Below are 11875 nucleotides of genomic sequence, written 5' to 3'. Positions count from 1 at the left end.
TTACCGCGGCTCGAAATAGTCGAGCGGGATTTTCAGGTAGGACCGCCCGTCCGTCTCGGCCTCGGGCTTGCGCCCGCCGCGGATATTCACCTGCAAGGCGGCCAGCATCAGCTTCGGCAGCGGCAGGGTCGCATCGCGCTCTTCGCGGGTCTTGATGTAGTCCTCGCGGGTGATGCCGTCCTTGACGTGCTTGTTGTGCTTGCGGTGGTCCGCGACGGTCGCGCCGGTCTGCGGCGCCTTGCCCTCGCCGGGATAGTCGTGCCCGATGAACAGCCGCGTCTCGGCGGGCAGATCGAGGATCGCCCGGATCGAGTCCCACAGCTCGGCCGCAGATCCGCCCGGGAAATCCGCCCGACTCGTGCCGCTTTCGGGCTGCATCAGCGTATCATGCACGAAGGCCGCATCGCCCACGACATAGGTGATCGAGGCCAGCGTGTGCCCGGTCGAGAGCATCACCTTCACATCGAGATTGCCGATCCTGAACGTCTCGCCCTCGGCGAACAGGTGATCCCATTGCCGCCCGTCCTGCGGCAGCTCGGGCGTGTTGTAGATCTCGGCCCAGAGGCTTTGCACCTTGCGCACGCGCTCGCCGATGCCGCGCTTCGCGCCCAGCTTCTCGGCCAGCCAGACGGCGGAGGAGAAGTGGTCGGCATGGGGATGCGTATCGAGCACCCACTCCACGTCGATCCCCTCGGCCTTGACGTAATCGAGGATTTTCTCGGCGTTGCCCAGCGTCGTGGCACCCGCCTGATGGTCGTAATCCCAGACCGGATCGACCACGGCCCCCTTCATCGTGTCGGGGTCGTGAAAGACGTATTGCCAGCTTCCGGTGGGTTTATCCCAGAACCCTTTGACGATCGGGTTGGCACTCATGTCGGCCTCCTAGTCACATTCGTTTTCTAGAATGTGTTTCCTCAGCCGAGAGTTTCAACCCACCGCCCGGCCAAATGACGTCTCGTCATAACCGCTTGGCCCTGCTGGCGCGGGATCAGCCCATTCGCTACCCTCTCGCCGACCCAAACATTGGAGGCTACCCATGACCGGTATCGTCATTCTCTCCGGCACCCGCACGCCTATCGGCACGTTCGGCGGCACGCTGTCCGGCTTCGCGCCGATCGACCTCGCCACCCATGTCTCGAAAGAGGCGATCTCGCGGGCGGGCGTGTCGGCGGACAAGATCGGTCAGGTGGTCTTCGGCCATATCATCAACACCGAACCGCGCGACATGTATCTCAGCCGCGTGGCGGCGGTGAATGCAGGCGTCCCGGTCGGCACGCCCGCGATGAACGTGAACCGTCTTTGCGGCTCCGGCGTGCAGGCGGTCATCTCGGCGGCGCAGATGCTGATGATGGGCGATGCCGATTTCGCACTGGCCGGCGGCGCCGAGGTGATGAGCAAATCGCCCTATATTCTGCCCGCCGCCCGCTTCGGCCAGAAGATGGGCGACGCGAAGATGCTCGACATGATGACCGGCGCGCTGTCGTGCCCCTTCGGCACCGGCCATATGGGCGTGACCGCCGAGAACGTGGCCGCCGAGTGTTCGATCTCGCGCGAAGAGCAGGACGCCTTCGCGATGGAAAGCCAGGAGCGCGCGGCCAAGGCCATCTCCGAGGGCCATTTCAAGGAAGAGATCGCCCCCGTCGAGATCACCTCGCGCAAGGGCACGACCGTCTTCGATACCGACGAGCACCCGAAACAGACGAGCCTCGAGAAGCTCGGCTCGCTCAAGCCGGTCTTCCAGAAGGACGGCTCGGTCACGGCGGGCAACGCCTCGGGCATCAATGACGGTGCGGCGGCGCTGGTTCTGGCCCGCGAAGAGGCCGCGAAAGAGGCGGGCCTGACGCCGCGCGCCAAGATCACCGGCTACGCCATCGCGGGCGTGCGCCCCGAAGTGATGGGCCTCGGCCCGATCCCCGCCGTGCGCGCATTGCTGGAAAAGACCGGGATGGAGGCCTCCGATTTCGACTGGATCGAGAGCAACGAAGCCTTCGCCTCGCAGGCGCTGGCCGTCTCGCGCGAGCTGGGTCTGGATGCGTCGAAGGTGAACCCCGATGGCGGCGCGATCGCGCTCGGCCACCCGGTCGGCGCCACCGGCGCGATCCTGATCGTGAAGGCGCTGCACGCGCTGGAGCGCACCGGCGGCAAGCACGGCCTCGTCACCATGTGCATCGGTGGCGGCCAAGGCATCGCGCTGTCGATCGAGCGTCTCTGAGACCCGATCTTTGAGGCTCAAGCGGGCGGGCAATCCATAGCAATTTAAGGATTTTCCCGCCCGCCCATCATCGCGGTTAACCCGCCTTTCACGCAGCACTGCAACTCTGCCTCCCGGACCATACGGGGGGCTTTGCCGCGTCCATGCACAAGGCGATCGCAGAGAAACTGGCACAGGAACGCCGCGGACGGCTCGCGGCGGAAAAGCTGTTGGAGCAGAAGCGCCAGGAGCTTTTCGCCGCCAACCAGAAGCTGGCCCAGCACGCGCGCATGCTCTCCGATCAGGTGGTGGAGCAGCGCGAGGGCCTCGCCCGCGCGCTCAGCGAACGCGAAACCTTGCTGGGCGAGAACAGCCGCGTGCGCAACGATCTCGAACGGGCCAATTCGCTCGCCCAGATCGCGCAGGCGCGGCTCTGGCATGCGGTCAATTCGATCTCGGACGGCTTCGCGGTCTTCGACAGCGACCTGCGCCTCGTCGCCGCCAACCAACTGTTTCTGGGCTTTTTCGAAGGGGAAATCGCAATCGGCCTCGGCGTTTCCTATGACGAGGTGACGCGCATCGCGGCAGAGAGCGGCTTCTTCGATCTGCAGGGGCGCGACCCGCTCGATTGGCATTTCGAGATGTGCGAACGCATCCGCCGCACCGAGATCCCCCCGATGGAGCTACGCACGCAGGATGGCCGCTGGTTCCGGCTCAACGACACATGGGGCGCGCAGGGCGATCTGGTCACCTTCGCACAGGACATCACCGGCGCCGTCGCGCGCGAGGTCGAACTGCGCGAAGCCCGCGACCGGGCGGAGGCGGCGAACCGCGCGAAATCCGCCTTCCTCGCCAATATGAGCCACGAGATCCGCACCCCGATGAACGGCGTCGTCGGCATGGCAGACCTGCTGGCCGAGACCGATCTGACCGAGAAACAGCGCCTGTTCGCCGAGACCATCCGGTCTTCGGGCGAGGCGCTTCTGACCATCATCAACGACGTGCTGGATTACTCGAAGATCGAGGCGGAGAGGATGCGGCTTTACCCCGAACCCTTCGATCTCGAACGCTGCCTGCACGAGGTGATGGTGCTGTTGCAGCCCTCCGCCAAGGAACGCGAGGTGAAGCTGCTGGTGGATTACGACCTGTTCCTGCCCACCCGGTTCGAGGCCGATCCCGGGCGGATGCGGCAGATCCTGACCAACCTTCTGAGCAATGCGGTTAAATTCACCGATGCCGGTCATGTCCTCGCCCGCGTCGTGGGGGTCGAACGCGAGGCCGGTCACTACGAGCTGCACATCACGGTCGAAGACACCGGCATCGGCATCGCGCCCGAGCTGCTCGATCACGTCTTCGGCGAGTTCAATCAGGTCGAGGCCGAGAGCAATCGCAAATTCGAAGGCACAGGCCTCGGCCTCGCGATCACCCGCCAACTGGTGGAGCTGATGGGCGGCGAGGTCTGGGTGGACAGCGCGCCCGGCGAAGGCTCGTGTTTCGGCCTAAAGGTGGTGCTGCCCCGCGCCGAACCGGTCGAGCCGATCGACGCCCCCTCCCCGCCGATCACGCTGCGCGCGGCGCTGGTGGTCGACGACCTTCTGGTCAATCGCGTCATTCTGGAGCGGCAGTTGCAGACCTACGGGCTGGAGGTGACGCTTTGCCGCTCCGGCGAGGAGGCGTTGCAGGTGATCGAGGATGGCAGCGCCTTCGACGTGATCCTGACCGATCACCAAATGCCCGCACTCGACGGGGTCGCGCTGGCACAGAGGCTGCGGGCGGGTGGCGGCGACGTGCCGATCCTGCTGCTCAGTTCCGATCCCGAGGCTGCGAAGGCCGCGATGGCCGAGGGCATCACCGGCTGCCTGCAAAAACCGGTGCTGCGCTCGGAACTGTTCCGCGCATTGCAGGACCTGTCGCGGGTGGCCGATGCCACGGCTGATCCGCCCCCCCCGGCCCGCCGCCGGACCTGACCGAGCGGCGCGCGATGCGCGTCCTCGCCGCCGAGGATAACCGCACCAATCAGCTGGTCTTTTCCAAGATGGTGAAGGATCTCGATATCGATCTGCGCTTCGCCAATAACGGCCACGAGGCGGTCGCGCTGTGGCGCAGCTTCCAGCCCGATCTGATCTTCATGGACATCTCGATGCCCGGCATGGACGGGCGCGAGGCGGCGCGCGAAATCCGGGCCGCGGAAGGCTCCGCGCATGTGCCGATCTGCGCGCTGACCGCCCATGCGATGGAGGGCGACAGCGAGGGTATCCTTGCCGCCGGGATCGACCACTACCTGACCAAGCCCCTGAAAAAGCGTGAGATTACCGAACGCATCCTGTCGGACCGCCCCGCAGATGCGCGCCCGCCCGCGATCGACCAACCGGCTTAGCGGTAGTCGGCCAGCACCGCGAGGAACGCCTCGGCAAAGCGGTCGAGCTTCGCCTCGGGCAGATTCGAAATCCGGGCGAGGTCATCGCGCGAGCGCGGCTTCGTCTCGGCGATCTTGCGGATCGTCGAGGCCGAGCAGGAGAGCGGGCGATCATAGCCATCCGCGCCGCGTTCGAGATTTCGCTGCGCATCGGCCAGACGGTCGTAAATCTCGCCTTCGGTCGAGCCTGCCAGCTTGCGGCGCAGCGGGTGCATCTCTTCCACCGCGCCCGCGATCACCTCCAGAAACTCCGTGCCATAGCTTTCCAGCTTCTTCGCACCGACACCGCTGATCCCGGCCATCTCGTCGAGCGTTCCGGGGCGTTTCTCGGCCATCTCGATCAGGGTGCGGTCGGTGAAGACGACATAGGCGGGCACGCCCTGCGCCTCGGCCAGCGCGCGCCGCTTCGCCTTCAGCGCCGACAGAAGCGGCGCGTCGTCGTCGCTCACCAGCGTCTTGACCACATGTTTGGTCTTCGCCTTCGCCACCAGATCGCGGCGCAGGGTGATCGACTGCTCGCCGCGCAGGATCGGATGCGCGGTCTGGGTCATCACCAGCGCGCCGTGCCGCGATGCGTCGGGCCGGATCAGGTCATGCCCCATCATCTGCCGGAACACCGCCTGCCATTGCGGACGGCTCAGATCGCGCCCGACCCCGTAGGTCGGCAGCTTGTCATGGCCCCATTGCTTGATCTTGTCGGTCTGTGAGCCCAGCAGGATCTCGATCAGATGCCCCGCGCCGAACCGTTCTTCCGAGCGCAGCGCGGCAGACAGCGCCTTGCGCACGGCCTCGGTCCCGTCGAACAGCTCGGGCGGCGTATCGCACAGGTCGCAATGGCCGCAGGGCGCGGCCTCTTCGCCGAAATAGCGCAGCAGCTTCACCCGGCGGCATTCGGTCGCCTCCGCCAGCCCCAGCAGCGCATTCAGCCGCCCGTGATCGGCCTCCTTACGCTCGGGCGGGGCGAGCCCTTCATCGATCTGGGACCGGCGCAGCTTGATGTCGTCGGGCCCGTAAAGCGTCAGCGTCTCGGCGGCGGCGCCATCGCGACCCGCGCGGCCGATCTCCTGATAGTAAGCTTCGATGCTTTTCGGCAGATCGGCATGGGCGACCCAGCGGATATCGGGCTTGTCCACGCCCATCCCGAAGGCGACCGTAGCCACCACGATCAGCCCGTCTTCGCGCTGAAACCGGGTCTCCACGGCGCGGCGGTCATCGGCCTCCATCCCGCCGTGATAGTGACAGGCCAGATGCCCGGCCTCGCTCAGCGCCTTGGCCAAAGCCTCGGTCTTCGCCCGCGTGCCGCAATAGACGATGCCGGATTGCCCTTTGCGCGCGGCGGCGAAGCGCAATATCTGCTGGCGCGGCTGATCCTTGGGCGAAAACGCCAGATGAATATTCGGCCGGTCGAAGCCACGCAGGAAGCTCTCGGGGGGCTGGCCGTCGAACAGACGCGTGACGATCTCGGTCCGGGTTTCTTCGTCGGCGGTCGCGGTGAAGGCCGCAAGCGGCACGCCGAGGCTACGGCGCAGCTCGCCGATACGCAGGTAGTCGGGGCGGAAATCATGGCCCCATTGGCTGACGCAATGCGCCTCGTCCACCGCGATCAAGCTGACGCCCGCGCGTTTGAGCAGATGCTGCGCCCCGCCCGAGGCCAGACGTTCCGGCGCCATGTAGAGAAGCTTCAGCCGCCCCTCATCGATCGCGGTGAAGACCTCTTCGGTCTCTTCTTCGGTATTGCCCGAGGTCAGCGCGCCCGCCTCGACGCCCGCCTGCCGCAGCGCGCGGACCTGATCGCGCATCAGCGCGATCAGCGGCGAGATCACCACCGTCACGCCCTCGCGCGCCAGCGCAGGCAATTGATAACACAGGGATTTCCCGCCACCCGTCGGCATGATCGCCAGCACGTTCCGGCCGTCGATCACCGCGCGCACGATCTCTTCCTGACCGGGCCGGAAGGCGTCGAACCCCCAGACCCGCGCCAGTAGCTCTGCGGGGGCTTCGGCTGCCGCAGCCGCAGGCATCAGAAGCTGTTGCCGTAGAAGAAGGCCGCGTTGTTGAACAGCGCCTGACGGATGATGATCAGGATGATGAAGGCCACCAGCGGCGCCAGATCGAGCCCGCCCGTGTCGGGCAGGAAGCGCCGGATGCGCCCGTAGATCGGCTCCAGCAGGTTATTCAGGCCGAACCAGATTTGCGCCACCAAGGGTTGGCGCAGGTTCAGCACCTGAAAATTGATCAGCCAGCTCATAATGATATGGGCGATCATGACGAACCAGATGACGTTCAGGATCAGCACCAGGGCCTGAAAGAGCGTGACCATCGAAACCTCCGCTTTGGATCGCAAAGACAGGTAAGCGAGGCGCAGCCCCATTGCAACCGCAGGCTGGCGCGCATTTTCCGTAACGTCTCTCTTGACCGCCCCGCTGCGGCGCAGCACCTCTTGGCGCATGTATCCCGTTATCCGCATGGCCAAAGAGATCGTGAAGTTCCGCAACGCCCCGGCGTTGCCGATCACGGGCACCCATGTCAGCCAGCATATCTGCTGGCCGTGGGACATTGACCTGTGGATGGAGCTCAACAACGGGCGCACGCTGACCCTCTTCGATCTGGGGCGGATCCCGCTCGCGATCCGTACCGGGCTCTGGGATGCGCTCAAGCGCAACAAATGGGGCATCGTGGTCGCCGGGAACACCACGCGCTATCGCCGCCGGGTGCAGGCGTTCCAGAAAATCGAGATGCGCTCGCGCTGCCTCGGCTGGGACGATCGCTGGATTTGGCTCGAGCATGCGATGTTCACGAAGGACGGAGATTGCACCTCGCATGTGCTGATCCGCGGCGCGGTGACCTCCAAGAAAGGTATGATCCCGCCCGCACAGGTTCTGGCCGAGATGGGGCAGGACGCGACCTCGCCGCCACTTCCCGAATTTGTGACCGCCTGGGCCGAGGCCGACCACATGCGCCCCTGGCCGCCGCAGATGTAACACTGCCGCCAGCGCGGCCTGCCTAACCCGTCGAACCCCTTGCCAGATCGTCCCTTTTCGGGCTTGATCGCCGCAATTACTGGCGCGGCGGGGAGAGGGCGACATGATCACGGCGAAGAAACGCATCTGGGGCTGGTGGTTCTTCGACTGGGCGAGCCAACCCTATAACACCCTGCTGGTCACCTTCATCTTCGCCCCCTTCGTGAAAGACCTCATGGGCTCGGGCACGGCGGCGCAGACCGTCTGGGGCTACGGCGTCGGCATCGCCGGGATCCTGATCGCGCTCGGCTCGCCCTTCCTGGGTGCGGTCGCGGACCGCTCGGGACGGCGGATGCCGTTCATCTGGGTCTTCTCGGTGATGTATGTGCTGGGTGCCTGGGGCCTTTGGTACGCGGTGCCGGGCGATTTCAAGCTGATGGCGATCATGATCAGCTTCGCCATCGGCATGATCGGCATGGAATTCGCGACCACCTTCACCAATGCGATCCTGCCTGACCTCGGGCCCCGCGAAGAGATCGGGCGGATCTCCGGCTCGGGCTGGGCGTTCGGCTATATCGGCGGGATGATCACGCTGTTCATCATGCTTCTGCTGCTGCAGGCGAGCCCGACGACCGGCAAGACGATGCTGGGGATCGACCCGCTCTTCGGCCTCGACGTCGCCACGCGCGAGGATACCCGTGCGGTCGGGCCGCTCACCGCGATCTGGTATGCGGTCTTCATGATCCCCTTCTTCTTCTGGGTGCGCGAGCCGCGCAAACCCGACGCACTGCCCATCGGCACGGCGCTGCGCGGCGCTTGGCCGGAACTGCGCGCGACGCTGAAGGCGCTGCCGCGCCGGCGCTCGCTGACCTCGTTCCTGCTCAGCTCGATGTTCTATCGCGACGCGCTCAACGGCATCTACACCTTCGGCGGGCTCTATGCGGCGGGCGTGTTGAACTGGTCGATCACGCTGATCGGCCTGTTCGGCATTCTCGGCACGATCACCGGGGCGACCTTCGCGTGGCTTGGCGGCAAGGCCGATGACCGCTGGGGGCCGCGCACGGTGATCATCACCTCGCTGGTGGTCCTGACGCTGGTCGTAATCGGCATCGTGATGATCTCGCGCGAAAGCGTCTTCGGAATGGCCGTCACCCCCGACAGCAAACTGCCCGACATCGCCTTCATGGTGCTGGGTGGGATGATCGGGGCCTGCGGCGGGGCGCTGCAATCGGCCTCGCGCACGATGATGGTGCGTCAGGCCGATCCGGAAAAGATCACCGAGCATTTCGGCCTCTACGCGCTTTCGGGCAAGGCCACGGCCTTCATCGCCCCGCTCGCGATCGGGATCACGACGCAGATAAGCGGAAATCAGTCGACGGGCATCACGCCGATCATCGTTCTTTTGCTTTTGGGACTGGTCCTGCTAGGCTTCGTAAGAAGCCACGGAGACCCTGCGCCCGAAGGACCCCCCTCATCATGATCGCGAAATTCCTCGTCGCCGCTCTTTCTTTCAGCCTTTTCGCCACCCCCGGATTTTCCGAACCGCTCGCCCGCCAGCTTTTCGGCTCCAAGGCGAACGCGTCGGCGCAGGCGCCCTCGGCCATCGGGTTTTACTCGCGCGGCTGCGCCGCGGGCCTTCAGCGGATGCCCGAGACCGGGCCGACCTGGCAGGCGATGCGGCTGTCGCGCAACCGCAACTGGGGCCAGCCCGCGATGCTGACCTACCTGCAGGACCTGTCGCGCTACGCGGCCTCGCTGCCGGGCTGGAACGGTCTCTATATCGGCGACATTTCCCAGCCGCGCGGCGGTCCGATGACCGGCGGCCATGCGAGCCACCAGATCGGGCTCGACGCCGATATCTGGATGCTGCCCGCGACGAACCTGCATCTCAGCCGCGCCCAGCGGGAGAAAATCTCCTCGATCTCGGTGCGCACTGCCGATCAGCGCAACGTCAATTCCAACTGGACGCCGCAGCACCTCGCGCTGATGCGCCACGCCGCCGCCGATCCGCGCGTCGACCGCATTTTCGTGGCCGCCGCCGTGAAGATCGCGATGTGCAACACGGTGCCGCGCAACGATCGCGCATGGCTGCAGAAGATCCGTCCGATGTATGGCCACAACAGCCATTTCCACGTCCGCCTGAAATGCCCGCCCGGTGCGCGCTATTGCGAGACGCAGAAACCGACCGTGGCGCAGCTGTCGAAGGGAGGCGATGGCTGTGACGAGACGCTGAACTGGTGGGTGACCGATTACCTCAACCCGCCGAAGACCGCGGCCAAGCCCAAGCCGAAAGGGCCGCCGAAGAAAAACGCGAAAACCTATGTGATGTCGGACCTTCCTTCCCAATGCCGCGCCGTTCTCACCTCGCGCTGATTGCAGGTGCGGGGCTGGCCATTCTCGGAGGGCTCGCGCCCGCCGGGCCGCATCCCCGCGCGCAATTCCTGCAAAGCTTTCACTGGACCATGCCGGGCGTGAGCGTCTTCGGCGGGTTCTCAGGGCTTGAGCTGGGGCCGGACGGGCGCGATTTCGTCACCCAGTCGGACCGCACGACGATCTGGCGCGGGCAGCTGGACCGTGACGCGCAGGGTCGGATCAGCGACGTCGAGATCACCGACGGGCCGAACTGGCTGCACAGCTCCAAGGGGCGCGTGCTGAACCGGCATCAAGGCGACAGCGAGGGCTTGGCGCTGGCGCCGGACGGCTCGGTCTATATCTCCTTCGAGGGGCTGGCGCGGGTGTCGCATTTCCCGACCGACGGCGGTCCGGCCGAATTGCTGCCGCGCCCGGATGCTTTCTCGAAGATGCAGAACAATTCCTCGCTCGAGACGCTGGCGATCGACGATCAGGGCACGCTCTACACGATGCCCGAACGCTCGGGCGCGAAAGACAGGCCCTACCCGGTCTGGCGCTATCGCGACGGCAAATGGGATCAGCCCTTCGCCATCCCGCGCTCGGATAACTGGCTGCCGGTCGGTGCGGATTTCGGCCCCGATGGCCGCTTCTACCTGCTGGAGCGCGACTTCTGGGGGCTTCTGGGCTTCCGCTCGCGCGTTCAGGTCTTCGACATCAACGGCGACTCGATCTCGGGCGGCGAGGTTCTTCTGGAAACCGGCGCCGGGCGTCACGACAATCTCGAAGGCCTCGCGGTCTGGCGCGACGACAGCGGCGCGATCCGTCTGACGATGATTTCCGACGACAATTTCCGGTTTCTGCAGCGCACCGAAATCGTCGAATACATCCTGCCCGGCACGCGCCGCACCGCCAAAAAAGATTGACGCAACGCGTTCGAGCGCGTATCGCGCGCCCTTGCCCGGAGGGTTCCGGGCCATGTCTCCGCTACCATGTAAAAACGGTTGAACATCATGACCCGCTATATTCCTGGCATCATTGCCATGGCCATCATCGTCGTGGCCTCGAACATCCTGGTGCAATTCCTCGTCGGCGACTGGCTGACCTGGGGCGCCTTCACCTACCCCTTCGCCTTCCTCGTCAACGACGTGATGAACCGCGTCTACGGCCCGGGTGCTGCGCGCCGCGTCGTGGCCGCCGGTTTCGTCGTGGGCGTGATCTGCTCGCTCATCGGCAGCCAGATCATGCTGCAGGGCGACGGCTACACCTATCCGGCCGTCACGCTGCGCATCGCGCTCGGCTCCGGCGCGGCCTTCCTCGTGGCGCAGATGACCGACATCTTCGTCTTCGACAAGCTGCGCAATGGCGTCTGGTGGCGCGCGCCTGCGGTCTCGACCCTGATCGGTGCGTCGCTCGATACGCTGATCTTCTTCTCGATCGCCTTCTCGGCCGCGCTGACCTTCCTCGAGCCGTCAAATGACGTGTCCTGGGCCAATGAAACCCTGCCCCTGTTGGGCGTCGGACCGACGGTGCCGCTCTGGGTGTCGCTGGCCACCGCAGACTGGCTTGTCAAACTTGCCCTGACTTTGATCGCGCTGCTGCCTTTCAAGGCACTTGTTACGAAACTTTCTCCAAGGATTGCGTAATTTTTCTTGCCACACACAAAATCTGTGGCACGCTGTGGATAACGGCAACGCATGAAAGGAGGTGGTCCAGTGTCTAGAGTGATAGTGGAGAGAGGTGTCGGGACAGTGAGGGGGGCCGTGGCCTGAGGGCAAACCCTAGGGCAAAAAACCCTGACTGGGACGGCTGGTTCCTTCGGACCCTAACCGGACCATCTCCGTAGATCTCGGAGGGCCATCTCGAACAGAGATGGCCCTTTTCGTGGGGCGTTCCTTAGCAAAAAGGGGCGCCCTTCGTCATTGACGTCGATCATCGACTCGGTCCTATTTCGCGCTC

11 protein-coding genes are annotated in these 11875 nt (G+C 65.2%); 8 read left to right on the top strand and 3 right to left on the bottom strand.

Annotated features, from left to right (window positions below):
* A complete protein-coding gene (locus AC2TZ7_RS03940) occupies positions 1–873 on the bottom strand; it encodes an MBL fold metallo-hydrolase (RefSeq protein WP_489865968.1) in 873 nt (290 codons plus the stop codon).
* 163 nt (positions 874–1036) lie between these two features.
* Between AC2TZ7_RS03940 and AC2TZ7_RS03935 the strand changes: the two genes are divergently transcribed.
* The 3 genes from AC2TZ7_RS03935 to AC2TZ7_RS03925 all read left to right on the top strand — a co-directional run bounded on the left by AC2TZ7_RS03935 (position 1037) and on the right by AC2TZ7_RS03925 (position 4568).
* Positions 1037–2212, top strand: a complete 1176-nt coding sequence (locus tag AC2TZ7_RS03935; RefSeq protein WP_489865967.1) for an acetyl-CoA C-acyltransferase family protein — start codon at positions 1037–1039, stop codon at positions 2210–2212.
* A gap of 143 nt (positions 2213–2355) precedes the next feature.
* Positions 2356–4158 carry an ATP-binding protein gene (locus tag AC2TZ7_RS03930; RefSeq protein WP_489865966.1) on the top strand — a complete coding sequence of 601 codons (1803 nt, stop codon included), beginning with the start codon at positions 2356–2358 and terminating at the stop codon, positions 4156–4158.
* A gap of 14 nt (positions 4159–4172) precedes the next feature.
* Complete coding sequence (locus tag AC2TZ7_RS03925) at positions 4173–4568, top strand: response regulator (RefSeq protein WP_489865965.1); 396 nt, start codon at positions 4173–4175, stop codon at positions 4566–4568.
* On the opposite strand, the gene recQ is transcribed toward AC2TZ7_RS03925, so the two are convergent.
* Both recQ and AC2TZ7_RS03915 read right to left on the bottom strand, forming a co-directional pair.
* Entirely contained in the window at positions 4565–6628 is a 2064-nt protein-coding gene (gene recQ, locus AC2TZ7_RS03920; RefSeq protein WP_489865964.1) for a DNA helicase RecQ, read from the bottom strand. The two genes, AC2TZ7_RS03925 and recQ, sit on opposite strands and share 4 nt — an antisense overlap.
* Entirely contained in the window at positions 6628–6927 is a 300-nt protein-coding gene (locus tag AC2TZ7_RS03915; protein WP_075775346.1) for a YggT family protein, read from the bottom strand. The genes recQ and AC2TZ7_RS03915 overlap by 1 nt, the downstream gene beginning before the upstream one ends.
* A gap of 127 nt (positions 6928–7054) precedes the next feature.
* Between AC2TZ7_RS03915 and AC2TZ7_RS03910 the strand changes: the two genes are divergently transcribed.
* The 5 genes from AC2TZ7_RS03910 to AC2TZ7_RS03890 all read left to right on the top strand — a co-directional run bounded on the left by AC2TZ7_RS03910 (position 7055) and on the right by AC2TZ7_RS03890 (position 11562).
* Positions 7055–7588: an acyl-CoA thioesterase gene (locus AC2TZ7_RS03910; protein WP_098409689.1), complete on the top strand. Its 534-nt coding sequence runs from the start codon at positions 7055–7057 to the stop codon at positions 7586–7588.
* 103 nt (positions 7589–7691) lie between these two features.
* The gene (locus tag AC2TZ7_RS03905) at positions 7692–9047 is read left to right on the top strand and encodes an MFS transporter (RefSeq protein ID WP_078541654.1); all 1356 of its coding nucleotides are present in this window, start codon (positions 7692–7694) and stop codon (positions 9045–9047) included.
* Positions 9044–9940: a penicillin-insensitive murein endopeptidase gene (gene mepA, locus AC2TZ7_RS03900; protein ID WP_489865963.1), complete on the top strand. Its 897-nt coding sequence runs from the start codon at positions 9044–9046 to the stop codon at positions 9938–9940. The genes AC2TZ7_RS03905 and mepA overlap by 4 nt, the downstream gene beginning before the upstream one ends.
* On the top strand, positions 9913–10842 hold the full coding sequence (locus tag AC2TZ7_RS03895; protein WP_489865962.1) for an esterase-like activity of phytase family protein: 930 nt from the start codon (positions 9913–9915) through the stop codon (positions 10840–10842). The genes mepA and AC2TZ7_RS03895 overlap by 28 nt, the downstream gene beginning before the upstream one ends.
* An 87-nt stretch (positions 10843–10929) precedes the next feature.
* Complete coding sequence (locus tag AC2TZ7_RS03890; protein ID WP_489865961.1) at positions 10930–11562, top strand: queuosine precursor transporter; 633 nt, start codon at positions 10930–10932, stop codon at positions 11560–11562.
* Positions 11563–11875 lie beyond the last annotated feature (313 nt).

It is taken from the genome of Thioclava sp. ISO4 (assembly GCF_058105145.1).
Note: the sequence above shows the minus strand (reverse complement) of the source record. Positions and strands in the feature narration are given on the sequence as shown.